The organism is Corallococcus sp. Z5C101001 (assembly GCF_007352635.1).
Lineage (GTDB): Bacteria > Myxococcota > Myxococcia > Myxococcales > Myxococcaceae > Corallococcus > Corallococcus silvisoli.
In genome coordinates this window covers 51731-74052 of the sequence record NZ_VKLU01000019.1, presented here as the reverse complement: position 1 = coordinate 74052, position 22322 = coordinate 51731, and the positions used below count along the sequence as shown (strand labels likewise).

The following is a 22322-nucleotide window of genomic DNA, read 5'->3' as shown; positions in this document are numbered from 1 at the left end:
CCTTGCCTTCCGCTGGAGCATTGCCTTGGCGAACACCAAGTCCGCAGAGAAGCGTTACCGCCAGTCCCTGAAGCGCCGCGCCCGGAACGTCAATGTCCGGACCTCGGTGAAGGACGCCGTCAAGTCCGCCCGCGAGGCCATTGCCTCTAAGGACGGTACGAAGACGACGGATGCGCTCAAGGCGGCTTCCAAGACCCTCAACAAGGCGGCCAGCAAGGGCGTCCTGCACAAGCGCACCGCAGCGCGCCGCATCTCCCGGCTGGCGAAGGCCGCCGCGAAGAAGGCCTAGCCGTCTCCTGAAGCACACCGAGCGTCGAGGACCGGGTTCCCCGGTCCTCACCAGGTGCTGGCCAACCGGTCGTATCCGTCGCGCATGAGCGTCTCAGCCAGACGTGCGAGCGCGGCCTGACGGTTGGCCTCCGCTTCCAGGACGCCGCCCCGGCCCTGGAGGTAATCCTCCGTTCCCGAGACCACCGTCTCCCCGAGCAGCTGCCCCTCCTTCAAGAGGCGCAGACGCACGGTCGTGGAGACACGGTAGTTGCCGACGACGATGGTCGGGGACGCCCAGACGTTCAGCACCGCCCCTTCAATCGTGGACGTGCAGCCTGGAGCGCTGGCCAACCGGCCCGCCTGAACGAGCTGCTGGCGCAGGTAGCGCGTGAAGAGGTTCTCCAGCGCGGGCTCTGGCGTGTCGTTGGCGAAGATGGGCGCGCACACCTGTCCCACGCCCGCTGGCAGTGCCGAGCCCCACGGCGTGAAGCGGTAGCCGCACCCGGCGCCCAGCAGCGCCGCCGCGGCCACGCCCCAGCGGAACGCCTTCACCGCACCCACCCGCACCACGTTCCTCGAGGGCCGCATGGGCGCGCACCCTACCCGGCGGCGATCCTCCGTCAAGCGCCGGGGCTGGCCAGCGGCACGCCTCGCTCACGCCCCGTGTCCTCCAACGCCACCCGGGCCGCCTTGAGGCGCGCCTCGCGGGCCGAGCCCCTCAGCGCCATGCCCAGCGGCCACCTCAGCCGGGTGCCGTCCTCCACCTCCACGGTGAGGCCGTGATGGCGGTACAGCGCCGTCAGCAGCAGCCCGAGGGCCCCCGCCACCAGGGCCATGAGCCGCACCTCCCGCGCTGGCGCCCAGAGCCCCAGCGCGGTGAAGGCGAGCAGACCCAGCGCCTCCAGATAGGGGCGCGTGCGCCACTCCAGCCGCCGCACCCGCGCCCACGCCACGTCGAGCGGGGGGCCTCCGCCGGGACGTCCCTGGAATGACAGGCGATCGCCGCTCACCACCAGGGCACGCCGGTTGCCCAGGTCCAACGACAGCGGGGGACGACCCGGGGACTGTGGTGGCGGGGCCAGGGGCGGCAGGGGGGCCTCTGGCAGCTCCGCGTCACAGAAGGCACAGCGGCGCCGGGCCGCCGACTGGGGGCGCCCGCAGGAGGAGCACATGACGAGCACTTCCGCGGGCACCGCGCCTCCCTCTCTTCTTTCGTCAGCCGACGACGAAGTTCACCAGCCGCTTGGGGACGAAGACGAACTTGCGCAGCGTCTTGCCTTCGAGGGCGGCCTTCACCTTGTCGTCCGCCTCCGCCGCCGCGCGCACGTCCGCCTCACCCGCGTCCGCCGCCACGCGCACCTCCGCGCGCAGCTTGCCGTTCACCTGCACGGCGTACGGAATCACGTCGTCCACCACGAGCGCGGGGTCGAACTCCGGCCAGGCCTCCGTGACGGTGGACGCCTTCGCGCCGTAGGCCTCCGCCAGCTCGTCCGCGATGTGCGGCGCGAACGGGGTGAGGATGCGCGCGAGCAGCCGCATCGCCTCCGCCATGGCCGCCTTCTCCGCGGGCGTCTCCGGCGTGCCCACCGCGTAGAGCGCGTTCACGCACTCCATGACGCCGGCGACGGCGGTGTTGAAGGACAGGCGCTCGATGGCCTCGCTCACGCGCTTGACGCACTTGTGCGCCGCGCGGCGCGTCTCCAGCGCCTTGCCCTCGTAGGGGCCGTCATGCGTGGCCCCCGCCACCGACGCCTGGTGCGTCGCGGCCAGCGTCCACACGCGCTTGAGGAAGCGGAAGACGCCCTCCACCTGCTCGTGGGACCAGTCGAAGTCGCGCTCCGGCGGGCCCGCGAAGAGCACGTAGGTGCGCGCGGTGTCCGCCCCATACTTCTGCACGATGGTGGACGGGGCCACGCCGTTGCCGTAGCGCTTGCCCATCTTCCGGCCGTCCGCGCCGTTGACGATGCCCTGGGTGATGAGCCGCGTGACGGGCTCGTCCACCGGCGACAACCCGAGCAGCTTCATCACGCGGGTCCAGAACCGGAAGTAGAGCAGGTGCATCACGGCGTGCTCGGGGCCGCCCACGTACACGTCCACCGGCAGCCAGCGCTGCGCCTCCTTCGGGTCGAAGGGCGCGGCGTCGTACTTCGGCGACAGGTAGCGCGCGAAGTACCAGCAGGAGTCGACGAAGGTGTCCATCGTCTCCGTCTCCCGGCGCGCGGGGCCGCCGCACTTGGGGCAGGTCGTGTTGGCGAAGGACGCAACCTTCGCGAGCGGCGGCTCCCCCTTGCCGGTGAGCACCGCCTGCGTGTCGATGTCCGGCAGCCGCACCGGGAGCTGCTCCAACGGCACGGGGATGCCCTTGCGCTCCGGGTCGCACTTCTCGCAGTAGACGATGGGGATGGGCGTGCCCCAGTAGCGCTGGCGGCTGAAGCCCCAGTCCTTCTGGCGGTACGTCACCGTGGCCTTGCCCTGCCCCTGCGACTCCAGCTTCGCGGCCAGCTTCTTGCGCGCCTCCGTGGACGGCATGCCGGTGAAGTCACCGGAGTCCGCGAGCACGCCGTCGTCCGTGTACGCCTCCGTCAGCGTCTCCCCCGCCCCGAGCTTGTCGCCCGTCGCCGGCTGGATCACGACGCGCACGGGCAGCGCGTACTTGCGCGCGAAGGCGAAGTCGCGCGCGTCGTGCGCCGGCACGCTCATCACCGCGCCGGTGCCGTAGTCGCTCACCACGAAGTTGGCGATCCAGATGGGCACCGGCTGGCCCGTCACGGGGTTCACCGCGTAGCCACCGGTGAAGACACCTTCCTTCTCCGCGTCCTCGCCCAGCCGCTCCGTCTTGTTCTGCGCGGCCATCTTCTTCGCGAACGCGTCCACGGCCGCGCGGCGCTCCGCCGTCGTCACCTGCGCGACGAGCTTGTGGTCCGGCGCGAGCACCACGTAGGTGCAGCCGAAGAGCGTGTCCACGCGGGTGGTGAAGACGCGCAGGGCGGCGTCATGCCCCTGCACGCGGAAGTCCACCTCCGCGCCATCCGAGCGGCCAATCCAGTTGCGCTGGGCCGCGGTGATGCGCTCCGGCCACTCCTTCAGCGTGTCGAGCGCGTCGAGCAGGTCCTGCGAGTAGCGCGTGATGCGGAACGCCCACTCGGGCATCTCCTTGTCCTGCACCTCCGAGTCGCAGCGCTCGCAGCGGCCGTCCTTCACCTGCTCGTTGGCGATGACGGTGAGGCAGCCGGTACACCAGTTCACCTTGCTGAAGCGGCGATAGACGAGCCCGCGCTCCAGCATCTGGAGGAAGAACCACTGGTTCCAGCGGTAGTACTCCGGCTGGCTGGTGTTGACCTCGCGCGTCCAGTCGTAGCTGTAGCCGAGCGTCTTGATCTCCGCCTTGAACGACTCGATGTTCTCGCGGGTGCGGATGGCCGGGTGGACGCCGTCCTTGATGGCCGCGTTCTCCGCCGGCAGGCCAAAGGCGTCCCAGCCCATGGGGTGCAGCACGTCGAAGCCGCGCATCTGGTAGTAGCGCGCGTAGACGTCCCCGATGAGGTAGTTGCGCACATGCCCCATGTGCATCTGGCCACTGGGGTACGGCAGCATCTCCAGGACGTACTTCTTGGGGGCATCCGGGCGCCTGCCTGCCCGGAAGAGGCCCTCCTGCTCCCAGCGGGTCTGCCACTTTCCTTCGATCGACTGCGGCTCGTAACGCTCGTTCATCGCCATGGCTCTTCGGACTCTTAGCGGGAGGTAGGACACGCGGGCAACAAGTCTTGGCGCGTCGAAGGCCTGGACGGCCGGCGCCCTCCCCCACCTGACCGGGCGGCCCTGGTGGGAGGGGCCCAAGGTGGGGTGGGACTCGCTCGGTGCTTGCCCTCGGGCCCGGGCGCGACTAACTCGCCTTCCCGGTCTGGAGCAGAGGGAGAGCACCATGCAGGTCGTGAGTGTGAAGAAGGCCCTGTCGGGGGCCATCGAGGCGGGCTCGAAGGTGGAGGTGCGCGGCTGGGTGCGGACGCGCCGCGACTCCAAGGCGGGCATCAGCTTCGTCAACGTGAGCGACGGGTCGGTCTTCGACCCCATCCAGGTCGTCGCGCCCAATTCGCTGCCCAACTACGAGAAGGAGGTCCTTCGCCTCAGCGCGGGCGCCTCCGTCATCTGCCGCGGCACGCTCGTGCAGTCCCAGGGCAAGGGGCAGTCCTTCGAGGTGCAGGCGGACGAGGTCCAGGTGCTGGGCCTGGTGGATGATCCGGACACCTACCCCATCCAGCCGAAGCAGCACTCGCTGGAGTTCCTGCGGGAGGTGGCGCACCTGCGCGTGCGCACCAACACCTTCGGGGCGATCACCCGCGTGCGCAACGCGGCCGCGCAGGCGGTGCACCGCTTCTTCCACACCGAGGGCTTCTGCTGGGTCAACACGCCCATCATCACCGCCAGCGACGCGGAGGGGGCCGGGCAGATGTTCCGCGTGTCCACGCTGGACGCCAGCAACCCGCCGCGCGGTCCGGACGGCAAGATTGACTGGGGCAAGGACTTCTTCGGCAAGGAGGCCTACCTCACCGTGTCCGGGCAGCTGAACGTGGAGGCGTACTGCCTGGCCATGTCCAAGGTCTACACGTTCGGCCCCACGTTCCGCGCGGAGAACAGCAACACCACGCGGCACCTGGCCGAGTTCTGGATGATTGAGCCGGAGATCGCCTTCGCGGACCTCAACGAGGACGCGGCGCTGGCGGAGCGGTTCCTCAAGTACGTGTTCAAGGCCGTGCTGGACGAGTGCGCGCCGGACATGAAGTTCTTCGAGGAGCGCCAGCAGAAGGGCGTCACGGAGCGGATGGAGAAGTTCATCGGCTCCAGCTTCGAGCGCATCGACTACACGGACGCCATCTCCATCCTCCAGAAGGCGAAGAAGAAGTTCGAGTACACGCCGGAGTGGGGCAAGGACCTCCAGACCGAGCACGAGCGCTACCTCACCGAGGAGCACGTGGGCCGGCCCGTGGTGGTGATGAACTACCCGGAGGCCATCAAGGCCTTCTACATGCGCATCAACGAGGACGGGAAGACCGTGGCCGCGATGGACGTGCTCGCCCCGGGCATCGGCGAGATCATCGGCGGCAGCCAGCGCGAGGAGCGCCTGGACGTGCTGGATGCGCGCATGCGGAAGTTCGGCCTCAACCCCGAGCACTACCAGTGGTACCGCGACCTGCGCCGCTACGGCACCGTGCCGCACGCGGGCTTCGGGCTCGGGTTCGAGCGGCTCATCGTCTACATGTGCGGCCTGCAGAACATCCGCGACGCCATCCCCTACCCGCGCGTGCCGGGCTCCGCCGCCTTCTAACGGCCGGTGGGCAGGATGCGCCGATGACCCAGGGCCTCCCGTGGATGCGTTCCCGGGAGGCCCTTCTTTCTTGACGGGGGGTTTGACCCGCGCGGCGTCCTGGCTACGTTGGTCCCGTGTCCTGGCATGCGCACCGGATGGCTCGCTGGCTGAGGTTGGCGCTGGCGTGCGTCGCGCTGGCCCTGGGGGCCGGTGCGTCAGCGCATCCGCTGCCCGTGCCCCAGGCGGCCGTCGCGGCCTGGGTCGAGCGGCGCGCCCCCCAGGCACGCCCCCGCGAGGTGAAGCCCCCCGCGCGGCTCAGCGCCCCGGCGCCGCGCCCCGGCCCTGCCCGCGTACGGGCAGCCGTCCACCGTGTCGCCCGGCGGCCCCAGCTCCTCGGGCCGCCCCGGCGGCGCTTCCTCCTCCATCGAGCGCTCCTGCACTGAGCCCTTCCAGAGGCCCCGTCCCTGGAAGGTTTCTCCGTTCATGGAGTCCGCATGTCTTTTCTCTCGAACGCGGGGCGCGCCTGCTGGCGCGTCCTCAAGGCGGGGCCGCGCAGGCTCATCCGCGCCTGCCGGCTCATCCTCATCCTCATCCTCGTCGTGCTGCCCAACCCCCTGGTGATGGTGCTGTCGGTCTTCCTGACGGCGGAGCGCCGCAACCTTCCCGCGGAGGTGCTGCGAAAGAAGAAGTGAGGCCCTCCGAGAAGCAGGGGCCTTCCCACATGGAGGGCCCCTGCCCCCTCATGCCTTCTTCCGGATGCCCGCGCGCTCCTGCGCGAGCGCGCCCAGCGCGGACCAGTCCTCGTCGCCGCGGCCCTGGGCCACGCCCGTGAGGAAGTGGTCGCGCAGGAGGCTGGCCAACGGCAGCGGCACCTCCGCGCCACGGCCCGCCTCCAGCGCCAGCGTCATGTCCTTGAGGCCCAGGCGCAGCGCGAAGCCCGCGGGCGTGTACTGCCCCTTCGCGATGGTGGCCGCGTAGTTCTCGAAGATGGGCGAGCGGGCGAAGACGGCCTTGAAGACGTCCAGGAACGCCGCGCGCTCCACGCCGCACTTCTCCGCGAGCGCGAACGCCTCCGACAGGGACTCCATCATCGACGCGATGAGGAAGTTGCCGGAGAGCTTCACCGTGTTGGCGGCGGAGGGCCGTTCGCCCAGTTCCGTGAGGCCGCGCCCCAGGGCCGTGAGCAGCGGACGCACGCGCTCCACCTGGGCCTTGGGGCCGGCGGTGATGACCCAGAGCTGCTTGCCCGCGGCGGCCTCGGGGCGGCCGAAGACGGGGGCGGCGACGTAGCCCTGCCCGGCTTCCGCGTGCGCCTTCGCCAGCCGCTCCGACAGCGCGACGGAGATGGTGCTGGACGAGACGTGGATGGCGCCCTTCGGCAGCGCGCTGGCGACGCCGTCCTTCCCCAGGACGGCACCTTCCGCGGCGTGGTCATCCGCCAGCATCGACACCACGGCCTCCGCGTCACGCGCGGCGTCCGCGGGCGTCTTCGCCACGCGCGCGCCCTGCTGCTTCAACGGCGCGGCCTTGGACTCGGTGCGGTTCCAGACGGTGAGCTGATGACCCGCGTCGAGCAGGTTCTTCGCCATGGGCTCGCCCATGTTTCCCAATCCGATGAAGCCGACCTTCATGGAGATGCTCCCTTCGTGCTCGCGTTCACGCTTCGTTCGCCTGCTCTTCGGAGACGTCCAGCCGCTCGAAGGCACGGCCCAGGACGGCGACGCCCAGCGCCACCTCCGCGAAGAGTGCTCCGGCCGCCGCCAGGCCCGCGAGCGGGACGGCCCAGCGCCCCACGACAGTGAACAGCGGGTAGCCCACGAGGAGGGCCACCACGCCCGCGGGCAACAGTCCCAGGAACGTCACCACCAGCGTGCCCACCAGCGTGAGCAGCCGCTGCCCCAGCGCCTCCACGCCGCGCGCCCGCTCCGAGTCCGCCGGAATCCACGCGGGCAGCAGCACCACCGCCGCGTTCTGCACGAACAGCCCCGCGAGCCCCAGCGCCGGCAACACCGACAGCAGCCCCAGCACCACCGGCGTGGACCACTGCGCGAGCGTCACGTCGTCCGAGCCCACGCCCAGCACGCCCGCCACGGCCAGCATCACCCACTGCGCCGCGCCCAACGTCAGCGCGGACGCGGCCAGCTCCGCGCCCACCACCTGCCGCCCCGTGAGCGGCAGCGCGCGCAGCAGCTCCAGCTTGGGCAGGTCCATGCGCAGGTCCGTCCGGAACGCGCTCGGGCCAATCACGGCCATGGCCACCGCGACCATCAGCGCCATGGGGCCCAGGAACTCGCGGCTGTTGGCGAACAGGCGCGTGTCGCCCATCACCAGCGCGAGGGTCGCCCCCAGCACAACGAAGGCCAGCAGCATCACCAGCCCGCTGCCCATCCGCCTGCGCGCGATGAGGTTCTTCCACAGGAGCGCGACCTCTGGACGCCCCCGAGGCCCCAGCACGAAGGGCACCCGGCCCACGTGGATGGCCCCCACACGCGCGGCCCGGTTCCCCCGCTCCGCCCGCTGACGCGTCCGCGCGTCCGCGCTCGCCACCGCCGAGTCCTCGAAGGGGACCTCCACCGCCAGCACCCAGGCGTAGTGCGCCGCGAGCAGCGCCAGCGCCGCGGGCAGGTAGCGCAGGAACTCCTGTCCGCTGTGCGCCATCGCGGGGGCCACCAGCGCGCGGCCCGGCCACAGCACCGCGCGGGGGCCGGGCGCGTCGAGGACATCCCGCAGCCACTCGCGCACGGCGAACGGCGCGGAGGCGTCCGCGGGCCACGGGTGCGCATCCAGCGTGGACAGCAGCGTCCCCACCGCCGCCACGAGCACCAGCGCCACCACCGCCCAGCGCACGGCGCCGCCCCAGCGCCCCTGGGACACGAGCCAGGCGCGCACGAACGACGCCGCCGTGCCGTGCAGGTACAGCGTCCCCATGGCCAGCGACGCCCCGAGGAAGAAGAGCTCCGGACGGGAGCTGGTGAAGCGCCCCACGAAGAGCGTCGCCGCCAGCGCCGCCAGCCCCGCGCTCAACAAGCCTCGCAGGAGCTTGTAGTGCAGCAGCGCCCGGCGCGTGACGGGCGCGGGGAAGAAGGCCTGCACCTCCGTCTGCGTGAAGGTCAGCGCGGGCCGGTCCGCGCCCAGCACCCACGCCGTCACCAGCGTGCCCAGCACCGACACCTCCAGCGACAGCTCCGCGAACAGCTTCGCGTTCGGGGACACCGCGCGCCCCGTCCCCACCACGAACACGCTGCGGCCCACGAGCGAGTACAGGTACGCGAGCCCCACCAGCGCGCCCAGCAGGTAGCGCGGGTGCTTGAGCCGCCGCACCTGACGCACCACCCGGTTGCGCCACGTCCTCACCCAGAGGAACGCCACCGCGCCCGGAAAGCTCACGAGTCCCCGGGCCCCGTCGCTTCCGCGGCCGCGCTGGTGATGCGCACGAACAGCTCCTCCAGCGACGCGCCGTCCCCCGCGCCACCCGCCATCTGTTCACGGATCTCCGGCAGCGAGCCCAGCGCCACCGCGCGGCCTCCGGCGATGACGAGCAGCCGGTGGCACAGCTCCTCCACCAGCGGAAGCAGGTGCGACGACAGCACCAGCGCAGTGCCCTCCTCCGCGCGGCGGCGCAGCGACGCCTTCATCCGGCGGATGCCCAGCGGATCCAACCCCGTCAGCGGTTCGTCCAGGAGGATCAGCCGCGGCTGGTGCAGGAAGCCGCATGCGATGGACAGCTTCTGCTTCATCCCGCGCGACAGCTCGCCGGGCAGCGACTTCTCCCGGCCCGTCAGCTCCATCTCCTCCAGGAGCGCGCGGCCCCGCTCCTCCCAGTCCTCCACGCCGTAGAGGCGCGCGGTGAAGTTCAGGTGCTCCCAGACGGTGAGGTACTCGAAGAAGCGCGGCTCGTCCGGCAGGAAGGCCAACCGCCGCTTCGCTTCCACGGGCGCTTCCGACAGGTCATGCCCCGCCACCCGCACGCGCCCCACGGACGGCGGCAGGATGCCAGCGAGGCACCGGAGCGTGGACGTCTTCCCCGCGCCGTTGGGCCCCACGAGGCCCAGCACCTCGCCGGGCGCCACCTGGAAGGTGAGCCCACGCACCGCCCGCACCGCGCCGTACGTCTTCTCCAACCCCTCGACGTCCAGCGCCGGTTCCATGCGTGCCCTGGGACCCTTCGCGAAGCTCAGCCGAGCTTCAGCAGTTCCTTCACCGTGTCCAGCACCACCCGGGCCTGCACGGGCTTCACCAGGTAGGCCGTGGCCCCCAGCGCCATGGCCCGCGCGCGGTCCGCGTCCGCGCCCTCCGTCGTCACGACGACGATGGGCACGGCCCGGTGCTCCTCCGTCTGACGGATGTGGTGGATGAGCTTCAGCCCGTCCATCAACGGCATGTTGATGTCCGTCATCACCAGATCGAAGCGGCCCTGCGTGGAGAGCTTCTTCAGCCCCTCCACGCCATCCTGCGCCTCGACGCAGACCACGCCCGCCAGACGCTGAAGCGCGTACATGATGCTGCGGCGCATGGCCTGCGAGTCATCCACCACCAACGCGCGGATCGGCTGCTGCGACATGCCCCCGACACTAACACCCGCGCGCCGCCGGGCCCGGGATTGTGACGCGGCCTGTCCGGCAACCACCGATTCACTGGCCGGACGACTGACGGCGGCGGCGCACCAGCGCGGCCAGCTCCGAGCCGATGTCGTCCAATGGAAGCACGCGCGTCACCGCCCCCGTGGCGATGGCCTCCTTGGGCATGCCGAACACCACCGCCGTGTCCTCGGACTCGGCCCAGGTCTCCCCGCCCTCGCGCCGGACGCCGCGCACGCCCTGGGCTCCGTCCGCCCCCATCCCCGTCAGCACCACCGCCACCGCGCGTGAACCCAGCACCTCCGCCGCGCTCTCGAAGAGCCGGTCCACCGACGGGGCGTACTTGTCCGCGGCCACGGGCGATGGCGTGCGCAGCTCCATCCGCCCCGAGCGCTCCGTCAGCAGCAGGTGCCGCCCGCCCGGCGCGATGTAGACGTGGCCCGGCGCCACCACGTCGCCTTCGCGTGCCTCCGTCACCGTGAAGGGCCCGATGCGGTCCAGGCGCTCCGCGAAGGCCCGGGTGAACTGCGAGGGCATGTGCTGGCCCACCAGCACGCTGACGGCCGGCTCGGCGGACAGCCCCTCCAGCAGCCGCTGCACCGCCGGAGGTCCGCCCGTGGACGCCCCCACCGCGATGACCTGCGGCGCTTCTCCGGAGAGCACGGCGCTGCGCAGCGCGGCGCCATGGCGTCCGCCGGACTTCACGTGGCGGGCCGCGCGCACCTTGTCCAGCAGCTCGCGCCGCAGGCCCTCCAGTGCCTCTGGCGTGCCCCGGGGCGGCTTGGCGATGAAGTCGAACGCGCCCAGCTCCAGCGCCTTGAACACATCCGACTTGTGCGCGTAGCTGGAGATGACGATGACGGGCGTGGGGGACACGCGCATCAGCAGGCGCAGGAAGGTGTGTCCCCCCAGGCGGGGCATCTCCAGGTCCAGCGTCACCACGTCCGGCTTCAGCTCCAGGACCTTCTTGAGGCCTTCCTCGCCGTCCTGCGCCCAGTCCAGCACCTCCACGTCCGCGGAGGACTCCAGCAACGTGGTGAGCGTTCGGCGGTTGGTGGCCGAGTCGTCGATGACGAGCACCGTGAGCGGACGCCCCATCAGCGCCCCTCCAAGGACGGAAGCTCCGGCCGGCGGTACACCAGGTCGCCCTTCAGATGCACCAGCTCGAAGTCCGCGCCCAGGCTGAGCAGGTTCTCCGCGTGGCCCAGGAGCAGGTAGCCCCCCGGACAGAGCCGGTCGCGGATGACGCCCAACACCCGGCGGCGCGCGGCCAGGTCGAAGTAGATCATCACGTTGCGGCAGAAGACGACGTCGGTGCGCGGCACCAGCTGGCTCGCCGCCACGTCCGACAGGTTGTGATGGCCGAAGCTCACCCACGCCTTCACGTCGTCGCGCACACGGACGCGGTTCACCCCCGCGGGGACGAAGTAGCGCTCCAGCAGCTCCGGGGGGGTCGCGCGCAGGGCGCTGGGGCCGTACTCGGCGCGGCGGGCCACCGTCAGCACCCGGCGCGACAGGTCCGTGCCGTACACCTCCACGTCCCAGTCATCGAAGCGGCCGCTCTCCTTCAACAGCATCGCCACCGTGTACGCCTCTTCTCCGGAGGAACACCCCGCGGACCACAACCGCAGACGGCGCGTGTGCGCGTTGCGCTTCTCCAGGATGGGAAGCAGCTCCTCGCAGAAGGCCTTGAGCTGCGCGGGCTCGCGGAAGAAGTACGTCTCGTGCGTGGTGAGGGACTCCACCGCCGCTTCCAGCTCCGCGTGGCGCTGGACGTCGTAGCGCAGGTAGCGGTGGTACGCGCCGAAGTCCTGGAGCCCCAGTGCCTCCAGCCGGGGCCACAGCCTGCGCTCCATCACGAACTTCATGTTCTCGTGGATGAGGATCCCGCAGTGCGCGTAGACGTGGTCGCGCAGCAGCCGGAACTCCTCCAGCGTCATCTCCGGGCGACCCTCGTCGAAGCGTGGCATCCGCGCGCCCTCCTCAACGCCCCGACAGCCGGGCCACCGCGTCCGACAACGCGACCCGGGCGAGCCCATCGTGCTCCACCGAGAGGGCCTGCTGGAGCGCGGGCAGGCATTCCGGACGGTCCAGGCCGCCCAGCACGCGCGCGGCCGCCGCACGGACATCCCACCGGGGGTGGCCCAGGAGCGACACCGCCAGCGCCGCCCCATCCGCGCTCGCCTCCGCCGACGTCAGCGCCGCGAGCGCCGCCTTCACCACCTCCGCGTCGGGGTGGCTCAGCGCGTCCCACAGCACGCCCGGCCCCACCGTCCCCAGCTTCGCCAGGGCCCGCACCGACAGCACCGCGAGCGCGCCGTCGCCGTGGCGCACCAGCGCCTCCAGGTCCTCTGAACGGTCCTTCGCCCCCACGCCCCCCACCGCCTCCACCGCGGCCAGGCGCACGGCGCGGTCCTCGTCCTTCAGCGCGAGCGCCAGGAAGTTCGACGTCTCCGTCCCCTTCTGCTGCCCCAGGGAGCGAACCGCGGCGACGCGGACCTTCGCGGACTCGTCCGCCAGCGCGCCGCGCGCCAGCTCCTGGCCCGTCTCGCCATCCGCCCTGCCCGCCGCCTCCACCGCCGCCGCGCGCCACGCAGCGTCCTCGTCGCGCGCCAGCCGCCGCAAGAGGGGCAGCACCCGCGCACCGCCCAGCCGCCCCAGCACCGCCACCGCCGCGGGCGTCGTGCGCTGCTCCACCGCCGCCTCCAGCGCGGCCAGCGCCACCAGCGGGTGGCCCACGGTCAGCTGCTCCAGCGCGCGCGACGCCATCCCCGACAGGGAAGGATCCGCGAGCAGCGCCACCAGCGGCGCCACGGCGTCCGGCGAGCGCGTGCGCCCCAGCGCCCGCACCACCACCGTGCGCAGGTCATCCTCCGCCCACTCCAGGAGCGCGCACAGCTCCGGCACCGACGTCGCATCCACCAGCAGCACCAGCGCCTCGGCCGCCACCGTGCGCGCGGGCAGGGACAGCGTCCCCATGTTGCCCAGCAGCAGCCGCCGTCCCTCCGGCCCCAGCTGTCCCAGGGTGAAGAGCACCTCGCGCAGGAGCCGGTCCTCGCGCGCCACCTCCGCCACCGCCACCGCGAGCGACGCTTCTCCCAGCGCCCCCGCGACCACCAGCGCGCCGGCCCGCACCTGCACGTCCTCGCCATCCAGCGCTTGCGCCACCCGCTCCGTCACTTCCGGAATGCCGCCCACCACCGCGCGCGCGACCGCGTCCAGTTCGCCCCGCTCATAGGGCCCCAGCCCTCCCGCCTGGGTGCCCAACGCGACGAAGGCGGCCTCGCGCACCGAACGCACCGGAGAGGCCAGGGCCTGACAGATGCGCTCCGTGGACACGCCTGGGGGATGCAGCCCCAACAGCCGCAAGGCGCTGCGTTGCAGGCCCGGGTCCTCCACTAGCGCCATCACCCGCGCCAGGGGCGGCGCGCGCTTGAGCGACGCGAGGCCCTCCAGCGCCGCCAGCCGCAAGAGGGCCGTGGGTGCGTCCAGCAGTGACTCCAACGCCCGCGCCGCGGCGTCCCCGCCCAGCCGGCCCAGCGCTTCCGCCGCGGCCACGCGCACGTTGAGGTCCACGTCGGAGAGCGCGCGCAGCAGCACGTCCTCCACCTCCGGGCGACCCAGCTGTCCCAGGATGTCCGCCGCGAGCTTGCGCTGATCCGGATCCTCGTGCTCCAGCAGGCGCACCAGCGGACGCAGCGCCACGGGCCCCATGCCGGCAAGCGCCTCGGCCGCCGCGTTGCGCGCGCCTGTCTCGCCCCGCTCGCCCAGGACGGAGATGAGCCGGGCGGTGACTCCTGGCGCGTCCGGGACGCGGCGCAAGCCCTCCGCGGCCGCGTGCCGCACGCGCCAGCTCTCGTCGTGCAGTCCCTGCGTGAGGGTTTCCAGGGCCCCTGGCGTGCGCGGATCCACCGCCTGCAACGCCCGGTAGCGCGCCTCCTCCAGCACTTCGGGAGACCGCACCGTGTCGCTCATCCGCCGTCCTCCTCTGGTGGCAGGGCCCAGAAGCGGTCCGCCGCTGGGATGCGGGCCCCGGGGGCATCGAGCCCCAGCGCGGTCCCTGGCGGGAATCCTGTCAGCGAGAGCCCGGAGAGCGCCAGTCCGAGCAACCTGGGCACGGGGCGGCCGCTCCGCTGGCGCACGACACGCCCCGCGAAGGCCCGCGCCAGCGAGAGGACCAAGAGGCGGGTCATGGCCACCGCGTCCGCGATACGGGCCTGCCCGACGGAGGGCGCGCGGAGGCAGCCGATGACGCGGCGCGAGCTGGCGAACCGGCGGAGGCCGAGCACCGCCACGAAGAAGGGGCTCAGGGTCCGCCGGTGTCCGCTCAGGTCGCGCATGCCTCCTCGGGCCCAGAATCCCACCCCTCCTGCCCGAAGAACCAGAGGGAGTAGATTCCGAGCACCGTCCCCACCGGAAAGTTGGCCAGCGCGAGGATGGCGAGCACCGTGGCCGTGCCCCTGGACACGGACTGCCCGCGCAGCAGCCCCATGCCCAGGGACAGCCCGGCGAGCGCCACCCACAAGACGGCGACCGTGAACGCCACCATCCCGTAGATCGCGACCGAATACCCCGCGGGCGAGTGCGCGACGCGGCCCGTGGCGATGTGGACCATCATCCAGGTGACGACCCCCAGCCCGACGGCGCCCAGGAGCGTCAGCGCGTGCACGAACACGTAGAGAAGCCCCAACGCCTTTCGATGCCCGGTCAGGTCTCGCATGGCGTCCCCGTTAAACCGCCGGGACGCACGACGAAAACGGGCCCCTCAGGTCGCTGTCGGCGGCCGTGACTCCCGCTCCAGCTCCGCGCGCAGGAGCGCCTTCAGGTCCAGCAGCAGCCGCAGCCGCTCCGGCGGCCCGCACACGCCCACCACGAAGGGCGTGCGGCCCGCGGCCATGAGCGCCGGCGCGGGCTTGATGTCGCCGCGGCGCACGCGCAGCACCTCCGCCACGCGGTCCACCCGCGCCACGACGCGTCGCGTCCCCAGCCGGCAGACGAGCATCCGCGTGCGCCGGGTCTCCGGGGTCGCCTGTCCCAGCAGGCGCTGGCGCAGGTCCACCACCGGCAGCATCGCGCCGCGCAGGTGCAACACCCCCTCCACGAAGGCCGGGGCGTGGGGGATGGGGATGACGCGCTGGGGAGGAAGAATCTCCTCCACGCGCATGATGTCGAGCACGTACTCCTCATTGCCCACGAAGAAGGCGCACAGCTGCGCCTCCGCGTCGGGGGCCGGAGGGTCGTCGGGCCCGCCACCGCGAGGACGGCGGGCCAGCAGGTTCACGGGGTCCGTCATGGGGTGAGCGCCTGCTCCGGGTCCAACAGGATGTAGAGCTGCGAGCCCTTGCGCCCCAGCCCCGCCACGCAGTCGCGGTCCCCTCGCAGCCCCGCGGGTGACAGCTCCACCATGGACGGCTTGAGCCGCACCACGCCCGCCACCGAGTCCACCCACACGCCCGCGGGCCCATCCTCCGTCTTGAGCACCAGGATGCGCGCGGCCCGGGGAGGCAGGCCCGCATCCGGCCCCGCGACCACGGGAGGCACCTCCGCGAGCCGCAGCCGCAGCTTGACGTCGTAGACGGGCAGCAGCTCGCCGCGCAGGTTCATCACGCCCAGCAGGTGCGGCTGCGCGCGCGGGATCTCCGTGAGCAGCGGCACCTTGCAGATCTCCCGCACCGCGAGGATGGGCACCGCGTAGCACTCCGCCTCCAGGCGGAAGGCGAGGTACTCGGTGGGCTCCTCCTCCAGGATGCTCGGGGCCAGCCCGTCACTGCCCGCCGCGAAGTCCAGCAGACCGCCGACGTCCTCGTCCGGACGGTAGAAGAACGCGTCGAGCAGGGCTTCGAAACGGGACACCCGGCGGAGGATATCAGCCCCCCGGCACGGGTGCCTTACGCGCGGCGCCGCTCCTGCGCGATGCCTTCTTCCAGGAGTTCCGCGACATCCAGCACCAGGACGGTGCGCCGGTTGCCCAGGTCGGTGGCGCCGGAGACGCCCTTCACGTTGCTCAGCCGGCCGCCCAGGGGCTTGGTGACGATGTCCTGCTGGCCGAACAGCTCATCCACCGCGATGCCCAGGCGCTGCTGCGCCAGGCCCACCACCACGACGAAGTGGCGGTTCACCTCGCGCTCCGGCAGGTGGAAGAGCCGCCCCAGCCGCAGGAAGGGCAGCGTCTGGCCGCGCAGGTCCAACACCTCGCGGCGCTCCACGGTGCGGATGTCGCGCGGCTGCACGGAGAGGATCTCCAGCACGCTGTTGAGCGGGACCGCGTAGGTGCGGCCGCTGACGCCCACCACCAGCGCGCGCACGATGGCCAGCGTCACCGGCAGCGTCAGGTGGAAGGCCGTGCCCCGGCCGCGCTCGCTCCACACGTCGATGATGCCGGAGAGGTTGCCCAGGTTGTTCTTCACCACGTCCAGGCCGACGCCCCGTCCGGAGAGCGCGCTGACGCTGGAGCGGGTGGAGAAGCCCGGCAGGAAGATGAGGTTGAGCAGCTCGCGCCGCGTCATCTCGCTCACCTGGGACGGGGTGACGAGCCCGCGCGACAGGGCCACCTCGCGCACCCGCACCTCGTCGATGCCGGAGCCGTCGTCGCTCACGCTGATGACGACGTGGTTGCCCTTCTGCTCCGCGCGCAGGCGCACCACCGCGCGCCGGGGCTTGCCCGCGCCGAGCCGCGCCTCCGGCCCCTCCGCGCCATGGTCGATGGCGTTGCGGATGAGGTGCATCAGGGGGTCGCTGAGCTCCTCGACGATGAGCTTGTCCAGCTCCACCTCGCCGCCAGCGCTGACGAAGTCGATCTCCTTGCCGGCCTCGCGGGCGATCTTGCGCACCAGCCGCGCGAGCTTGTCGAACACCTGGCCCACCGGGACCATGCGCGCTTCGAGCAGGCCTTCCTGGAGCGCCTCCAGCTTGCGCTCCAGCTGCCGCGTCTCGCGTGAGAGCTCCTGGCCGAAGAGCTTGGAGAGCGCGACCGTCCCATCCTGCCGGGACGTCTCCGCCAGCCGCTGGAGGTTGGCCTTGATGAGCAGCAACTCGCCCACCATGTTGATGAGCCCGTCCAGCCGACCGATGTCCACGCGCACCGTCTGCGTGAGCGAGCGCAGGGACGTCTCTTCCGTCCGGGGACGGCCCGTGGCCGGCAGGGGCGCGGACGCGGCGGCCTGGAGTCCGACCACCGTGGGGGGCGGTCCCACCGCCCGCATGCGCGGAGGATTTCCCCCCGAGACCGGCGCCAGGGCGGAGGGCGCTCCAGCGCCATCTTCGGCCTCCAGGTCCCCGGTCTCCAACTGTGGCGGCGGCCGTGAGGAGCCGGTGTCCGTGAGGCCCGGCGACCGCGACACGCCTGGGCCCTCTGACCGCCGTGACAGCGACAGCCCTGTGCTCACGGGTCTGGCGGACGGAGCCCCGGACGCGACCTCATTCGAAGGCCCGGACACCATCGGCGCCCCAGCGCGCACCGCGCCGGGCGATGGGGAGCTCGCGGTCCCGGGCGCCCACGCGGTCCGGGAGTCCACGGGCGCTGACGGCGCCTCAGGCGTGGCACCCGGAGCGGGCGCCTTCGCACGGCCGCCCTTCTTCTTGCCACCGCGCTTCGGGGGACGGGCCTCCGCCTCGACAGCTTCGGGAGGCGGGGGCGCGGGGACGTCGAATACGGCCCCGGTGTGCCCCTGCTGCGGCGGACGCACGGCCAGCGGAGCCAGCTCCGCGGGGGTGCCCTGGAGCCCCGCCTCCAGCGCCGGCGCAGCCACCTTCGCGCCGAAGATGAGGTCGAACGCGATGCCGTTCACGCCGCCCGGCCGCGACGAGGGGAGCGTGCTGATCACCTCTCCCAGGGGCTTGAGCCGCGTGTTCAGGTCCGCGAGCCCCTGGTCGAAGTCCGTGAGGTCGAACGCCGCGCGCACGCGCCACAGCGCCACCCCGCGCCGCACGTTCTCGCGCAGCCGGTGCTCTTCGTACTCGGTGAAGACGGCGCGCACCGCCGCGTCCAGCTCCAGCCGCTCCAGCGGATCCTCTTCCACCGCGGGTGGCGGCGAGCCCAGCCGCGCGAACCGGTCCTCCATGTCACGGGTGCGCTGGGTGAGCTCGGCGCCCTCCTCGCTCCGCGACGCCTCCCCGAGCAGCGCCTGGAACGTGTCCAGCGCGTCCACCAGCGTGTCCAGGACCTGGTTGTCCAGCGTGAGGCGCCCCAGCCGCAGCCGGTCCAACAAGTCCTCCGCGGCGTGCGCCAGCTGGGTGATGCGCTCCTGACCGAAGAGCCCCGACAACCCCTTCAGCGAGTGCGCCGCGCGGAAGATGCCGTTGATGTGCTCCGGATCCGCCTCCTGCTCGCGCGCCTCGTCCAGCGCGAGCAGATCCCTGCCCAGCGCATCGAGGATCTCCGTGGCCTCGGCGACGAACTCCGCCAGCGCCTTGCCTCCGGGCGTCACAGCGGCTTCAGGAAGCGCTTGAGGAGCGCCTCCAGGTCCTCCGGCAGGAACGGCTTCACCAGGTACCCCTCCGCCCCCAGCGCCAGCCCCCGCGAGCGGTCCTGCTCACGCCCCTCGGTGGTGATGATGATGAGCGGCACGTCCCGGTAGTTGGGGTTCTTCTTGACGAAGTTGATGAGCTCCAGCCCGTTGATGTCGGGCATGTTGATGTCGGTGATGATGAGGTCGAAGCGCTGGCGCGGCAGCAGCTTCAGCGCCTCGAAACCACTGGCGGTGGTGACGGCCTCGACGCCGTCCACGGCTTCCACGGTCGCGGCGATGTGCTCGCGCGACACCTTGGAGTCCTCGACAATCAACACCTTGAACTTCATCGCGCGCGCCTCGGGGGCCGGATGCTAGCAGAAGCCCCGCCGGTACGCTGCGCGTCATCCCTTCCGGGATGACAGCGACCCGACAAGCGCCTTGTCCGCGAGGAGGGACACCCGTCCCCCCTTGAACGCGGGCAGGAACTGCTTCTGATACGCCTCCGCCCGAGCCGCGTCGCTGAGCCCCACCCCGCCCGGCACCTCCAGGGCCACCGACTCCACCTTCGCGCGGCTCAGCACCTTCGCCGCGCCCGAGAGCGCCTCGCCCAGGGAGGCCCCGTCCAGGCGCTTCCGCGAACCCAACCCCACCACGAAGATGCGCGGCACGGTCAGCTTCCCGTCCGACGGCAGGAGGAGCCAGTCATCCTTCACGCCGGTAAAGAAGCCCCCCTGGAGCACGCGCGACAGGGCGCCGCACAGCCGCCAGTCCACGTACCCCGCGGAGGAAGGCAGCGGGCGGTCGTCCTCGGCCACGAAGAGGCACAGGGCGTCCACCCCCGCCAGCGCGTCCAGGCCCTCCAGGCCCACGTCCAGGGTCTGCGTCTGGCTCACGGCTTCCCGAGCGCCACCGCGACGCGGTCCAGGAGGCCGTTGACGAAGGCGCTCGACTCCTCGTTGCCGAAGTTCTTCCCCAGCTCCACCGCCTCGTTGATGGTCACCTTGCGAGGGATGTCCGGGCGGTACTTCAGCTCGAAGATGCCCAGCCGCAGCACGTTCCGGTCGATGCGGGACATGCGGTCCAGGCGCCAGTTGTGGCTGTGGCGCTCGATGAGCGCGTCGATCTCCTCGCGGTGGGCCTGCACGCCCTCCACCAGCTCCTTGGCGAACTTCACCGCGTCGGGCTCCGGGGTGCCTTCCTCCGCGGAGGCGGCCCACGCCGAATCCAGGGCCTCCCGCGTGGCGCCCTGAGCCATCTCCAACTGGTAGAGCGCCTGCAGCGCTCGCTCTCGTGCCGTTCTGCGCGCGCCCATCGCGGTTATCCCTTTCGCTCCGCGGCCGTCATGCGCGCGAAGAGGTTGACCATCTCGATGCAGGCCACCGCGGCCTCCGCGCCCTTGTTGCCCGCCTTCACGCCCGCGCGGTCGATGGCCTGCTCCACGGTATCGCACGTGAGCACGCCGAACGTCACCGCCGCCGGCTTCGGCCCGGCCGCGGCGCTGAACGCCACCGAACCGATGCCCTTGGCGCACTCTCCGGCCACGTAGTCGAAGTGGGGGGTGCCGCCGCGAATCACCGCGCCCAGGATGACCAGGCCCGCGTACTGGCCGCCCTCCGCCACGCGGCGGGTGAGGCCGGGCAGCTCATAGGTGCCGGGGCAGCGGTACACGTCGATGGCGTCGTCCTTCACGCCATGGCGGACCAGCGTGTCCACGGCGCCCTTCAAGAGCTCCTCCGTGATGAAGCTGTTGAACCGGGACACACAGATGGCGAACCGGCCCTGGGGGGGGAGGAAATCCCCTTCGAAATAGCGAGGCATGGCGCGCTCCTTACACCACCTGCGCCCCTACCCGCGAGGGGTGAAACCCGCCGCCCGCACCACCGCCTCCGTCAAGCCCACCCCCGGGACGGCCCCCGGAGCGCCCCGGAGGTCGAACAGGCGGGCCACGTACTTGCCAATCAGGTCGCCCTCCAGGTTCACCTGGGCCCCGGGGCTCTTGGCGTGCAGCGTGGTGCGGTGCTGCGTCTCCGGAATCAGCTGCACCCGGAAGCGGTCCGCCTCCACCGCGTTCACCGTCAGGCTGATGCCGTCCACCGTCACCGAGCCCTTCTCGATGAAGCAGGGCGCGAGCTCCGGAGGCAGCCGGAACACCATCACCCACGAGCCGCCCTCCGCGAAGGTCTCCAGCACCTCGCTGACGGCGTCCACGTGGCCCGACACCAGGTGCCCCCCCAGCCGGTCTCCCAGTGCGAGCGCGCGCTCCAGGTTCACCCGGTCGCCCGTCCGCCGGGCCCCCAGGGTGGTGCGCCGCAGCGTCTCCGGCGCGGCCTGCACGCGGAAGGTGTCCCCGCCCTTCTCCACCACCGTGAGGCACGCGCCATCCACGGCGATGGATTCGCCCAGGGCGAACGCCTCCGCGCCCAGCGAGGTGCGAATCCAGAAGTCGGTCATCGCGCCGGCGACGACGCGGGTGACGGTGCCGGTGTCCTGGATGAGGCCTGTGAACATGACCGGGACTTATAACGGATGCCCCGGCGGAGCGCTGGCCTTCAGAGCAGGGCGCGCAGGAGGACGTCGTCCCCCACCTTCTCCAGGGTCAGGTCCTTCACAGTCAGGGCCTGGGCCATGGTCTTCACGCCCAGCTCCCCCGCCCACGACAGCCCCCCCGCGCCCACCAGCTTGGGAGCGAGGAACAGGGCGAGCGCGTCCGCCAGGTGCTCGCGCAGCAGCGTGCCGTACAGGCCCGCGCCACCCTCCACGAGCACGTGGTTGAGCCCCTCCTTCGCCACGCGGCGCAGGACGGCCTTCAGGTCCACGCGGTCCTGCTTCGCGCGCACGTTCCACACCTCCACGCCCTGCGCCAGGAAGCGCCGCGCCCTCCTGCCGTCCGGATCCTCCAGCGTCGCCACCACGGTGCGCGCGGTGCTGCGCTGGGTGAAGACGGTGTGGTTGGGGGACAGCTTGAGGTGCGAGTCCACCACCACGCGCACCGGGTCCTTGCCCCCGCCGCCCGGCAGCCGGGTGGTGAGCTGGGGGTCGTCCATCCGCACGGTGTTCGCCCCCACGAGGATGGCGTCCACCTGGTCGCGCAGCCGGTGCACCCACGCGCGCGAGGCCTCGCCCGTCACCCAGCGCGAGTCCCCGCCAGGCGCGGCGATCTTCCCGTCCAGCGTCACCGCGGCCTTGAGCGTCACCCACGGCAGGCCGGTGCGCATCATCTTGAAGAAGGGCCGGTTGAGCGCGTCCGCCTCGTCCTTGAGGACATGCGTCACCACCGCCACGCCGCCGCGCTTGAGCCGGTTGAGGCCCTTGCCGCTCACCAGCGGGTTGGGGTCCGACGACGCGCTGAACACGCGCCGCACGCCGGCCTCCAGCACCGCCAGGCTGCACGGCGGGGTGCGCCCGTAGTGGTCGCACGGCTCCAGCGTCGTGTAGAGGTCCGCGCCGCGCGCCTTGGAGCCCGCCGCCTCCAGCGCCACCACCTCCGCGTGCGCCGTGCCGGCCTTCCTGTGGTGGCCGCGCGCGATGATGCGCCCGCCCTTCACCAGCACCGCGCCCACGACGGGGTTGGGGCTGGTGCGGCCCAGGCCCTTGGCGGCCTCCTCCAGCGCGATGCGCATGAAGAACTCGGCCACCGCGCGGTCGAAGTCCGCCGCGCGCTTGGAGCGAGGTGCCTTCACCGCCTGCAACCGTGACCGCGTGAGCAAGCGCATACCGCCC

25 protein-coding genes are annotated in these 22322 nt (G+C 71.9%); 3 read left to right on the top strand and 22 right to left on the bottom strand.

Features of this window, described 5'->3' with window-relative positions; translation table 11 throughout:
* Positions 1 to 25: 25 nt before the first annotated feature.
* Positions 26 to 289, top strand: a complete 264-nt coding sequence (rpsT, locus tag FOF48_RS33130; RefSeq protein WP_143908433.1) for a 30S ribosomal protein S20 — start codon at positions 26 to 28, stop codon at positions 287 to 289.
* 47 nt (positions 290 to 336) lie between these two features.
* Here the strand turns inward: rpsT and lptE are convergent, their stop codons facing one another.
* Genes lptE through leuS form a run of 3 tightly spaced genes read right to left on the bottom strand, consistent with a single transcriptional unit; the run spans position 337 to position 3987 of the window.
* Positions 337 to 858, bottom strand: coding sequence for an LPS assembly lipoprotein LptE (gene lptE, locus FOF48_RS33125; protein ID WP_143908431.1), 522 nt, complete (start codon positions 856 to 858; stop codon positions 337 to 339).
* 32 nt (positions 859 to 890) lie between these two features.
* Positions 891 to 1442, bottom strand: coding sequence for a hypothetical protein (locus FOF48_RS33120; RefSeq protein ID WP_143908429.1), 552 nt, complete (start codon positions 1440 to 1442; stop codon positions 891 to 893).
* Positions 1443 to 1485: 43 nt separating this feature from the next.
* Entirely contained in the window at positions 1486 to 3987 is a 2502-nt protein-coding gene (gene leuS, locus FOF48_RS33115) for a leucine--tRNA ligase (protein ID WP_143908427.1), read from the bottom strand.
* Between the two features lie 205 nt (positions 3988 to 4192).
* Between leuS and asnS the strand changes: the two genes are divergently transcribed.
* Positions 4193 to 5593, top strand: a complete 1401-nt coding sequence (gene asnS, locus FOF48_RS33110; RefSeq protein ID WP_143908425.1) for an asparagine--tRNA ligase — start codon at positions 4193 to 4195, stop codon at positions 5591 to 5593.
* 197 nt (positions 5594 to 5790) lie between these two features.
* Here asnS and FOF48_RS33105 read toward each other — a convergent pair whose 3' ends face one another.
* Positions 5791 to 6060: a hypothetical protein gene (locus FOF48_RS33105; protein ID WP_143908423.1), complete on the bottom strand. Its 270-nt coding sequence runs from the start codon at positions 6058 to 6060 to the stop codon at positions 5791 to 5793.
* A 9-nt stretch (positions 6061 to 6069) separates the two neighbouring features.
* Here FOF48_RS33105 and FOF48_RS33100 point away from each other — a divergent pair, with 9 nt between their 5' ends.
* Positions 6070 to 6267: a hypothetical protein gene (locus tag FOF48_RS33100; protein ID WP_143908421.1), complete on the top strand. Its 198-nt coding sequence runs from the start codon at positions 6070 to 6072 to the stop codon at positions 6265 to 6267.
* A gap of 48 nt (positions 6268 to 6315) precedes the next feature.
* On the opposite strand, the gene FOF48_RS33095 is transcribed toward FOF48_RS33100, so the two are convergent.
* From FOF48_RS33095 to ribD, 18 genes are all read right to left on the bottom strand, one after another.
* The gene (locus tag FOF48_RS33095; protein WP_328701120.1) at positions 6316 to 7281 is read right to left on the bottom strand and encodes an NAD(P)-dependent oxidoreductase; all 966 of its coding nucleotides are present in this window, start codon (positions 7279 to 7281) and stop codon (positions 6316 to 6318) included.
* Positions 7232 to 8962, bottom strand: a complete 1731-nt coding sequence (locus FOF48_RS33090; RefSeq protein WP_143908417.1) for a putative ABC exporter domain-containing protein — start codon at positions 8960 to 8962, stop codon at positions 7232 to 7234. The genes FOF48_RS33095 and FOF48_RS33090 overlap by 50 nt, the downstream gene beginning before the upstream one ends.
* The gene (locus tag FOF48_RS33085) at positions 8959 to 9723 is read right to left on the bottom strand and encodes an ABC transporter ATP-binding protein (protein WP_143908415.1); all 765 of its coding nucleotides are present in this window, start codon (positions 9721 to 9723) and stop codon (positions 8959 to 8961) included. The genes FOF48_RS33090 and FOF48_RS33085 overlap by 4 nt, the downstream gene beginning before the upstream one ends.
* A gap of 26 nt (positions 9724 to 9749) precedes the next feature.
* Positions 9750 to 10136, bottom strand: coding sequence for a response regulator (locus FOF48_RS33080; RefSeq protein WP_143908413.1), 387 nt, complete (start codon positions 10134 to 10136; stop codon positions 9750 to 9752).
* 70 nt (positions 10137 to 10206) lie between these two features.
* Complete coding sequence (locus FOF48_RS33075; RefSeq protein WP_143908411.1) at positions 10207 to 11250, bottom strand: chemotaxis response regulator protein-glutamate methylesterase; 1044 nt, start codon at positions 11248 to 11250, stop codon at positions 10207 to 10209.
* On the bottom strand, positions 11250 to 12122 hold the full coding sequence (locus FOF48_RS33070; protein ID WP_186002174.1) for a protein-glutamate O-methyltransferase CheR: 873 nt from the start codon (positions 12120 to 12122) through the stop codon (positions 11250 to 11252). The genes FOF48_RS33075 and FOF48_RS33070 overlap by 1 nt, the downstream gene beginning before the upstream one ends.
* Positions 12123 to 12135: 13 nt before the next feature.
* Entirely contained in the window at positions 12136 to 14127 is a 1992-nt protein-coding gene (locus tag FOF48_RS33065) for a HEAT repeat domain-containing protein (RefSeq protein WP_143908409.1), read from the bottom strand.
* Positions 14124 to 14492: a hypothetical protein gene (locus FOF48_RS33060; RefSeq protein ID WP_143908407.1), complete on the bottom strand. Its 369-nt coding sequence runs from the start codon at positions 14490 to 14492 to the stop codon at positions 14124 to 14126. Before FOF48_RS33060 ends, FOF48_RS33065 begins: the two co-directional genes overlap by 4 nt.
* Positions 14480 to 14872 carry a hypothetical protein gene (locus FOF48_RS33055; RefSeq protein ID WP_143908405.1) on the bottom strand — a complete coding sequence of 131 codons (393 nt, stop codon included), beginning with the start codon at positions 14870 to 14872 and terminating at the stop codon, positions 14480 to 14482. Before FOF48_RS33055 ends, FOF48_RS33060 begins: the two co-directional genes overlap by 13 nt.
* Before the next feature lie 45 nt (positions 14873 to 14917).
* On the bottom strand, positions 14918 to 15445 hold the full coding sequence (locus FOF48_RS33050) for a chemotaxis protein CheW (protein ID WP_143908403.1): 528 nt from the start codon (positions 15443 to 15445) through the stop codon (positions 14918 to 14920).
* Positions 15442 to 16005 (bottom strand): chemotaxis protein CheW, encoded by a 564-nt coding sequence (locus FOF48_RS33045; RefSeq protein ID WP_143908401.1) that lies wholly within the window; start codon positions 16003 to 16005, stop codon positions 15442 to 15444. Before FOF48_RS33045 ends, FOF48_RS33050 begins: the two co-directional genes overlap by 4 nt.
* A 35-nt stretch (positions 16006 to 16040) precedes the next feature.
* Complete coding sequence (locus FOF48_RS33040) at positions 16041 to 18578, bottom strand: chemotaxis protein CheA (protein WP_143908399.1); 2538 nt, start codon at positions 18576 to 18578, stop codon at positions 16041 to 16043.
* A complete protein-coding gene (locus FOF48_RS33035; protein WP_143908397.1) occupies positions 18575 to 18949 on the bottom strand; it encodes a response regulator in 375 nt (124 codons plus the stop codon). The genes FOF48_RS33040 and FOF48_RS33035 overlap by 4 nt, the downstream gene beginning before the upstream one ends.
* A gap of 54 nt (positions 18950 to 19003) precedes the next feature.
* On the bottom strand, positions 19004 to 19495 hold the full coding sequence (locus FOF48_RS33030) for a M17 family peptidase N-terminal domain-containing protein (RefSeq protein WP_143908395.1): 492 nt from the start codon (positions 19493 to 19495) through the stop codon (positions 19004 to 19006).
* A complete protein-coding gene (nusB, locus tag FOF48_RS33025) occupies positions 19492 to 19914 on the bottom strand; it encodes a transcription antitermination factor NusB (RefSeq protein ID WP_143908393.1) in 423 nt (140 codons plus the stop codon). Before nusB ends, FOF48_RS33030 begins: the two co-directional genes overlap by 4 nt.
* Before the next feature lie 5 nt (positions 19915 to 19919).
* Positions 19920 to 20420 carry a 6,7-dimethyl-8-ribityllumazine synthase gene (gene ribE / locus FOF48_RS33020; RefSeq protein WP_143908391.1) on the bottom strand — a complete coding sequence of 167 codons (501 nt, stop codon included), beginning with the start codon at positions 20418 to 20420 and terminating at the stop codon, positions 19920 to 19922.
* A 27-nt stretch (positions 20421 to 20447) separates the two neighbouring features.
* Entirely contained in the window at positions 20448 to 21110 is a 663-nt protein-coding gene (locus FOF48_RS33015) for a riboflavin synthase (protein ID WP_143908389.1), read from the bottom strand.
* Between the two features lie 41 nt (positions 21111 to 21151).
* Positions 21152 to 22315 carry a bifunctional diaminohydroxyphosphoribosylaminopyrimidine deaminase/5-amino-6-(5-phosphoribosylamino)uracil reductase RibD gene (ribD, locus tag FOF48_RS33010; RefSeq protein ID WP_143908387.1) on the bottom strand — a complete coding sequence of 388 codons (1164 nt, stop codon included), beginning with the start codon at positions 22313 to 22315 and terminating at the stop codon, positions 21152 to 21154.
* Positions 22316 to 22322 lie beyond the last annotated feature (7 nt).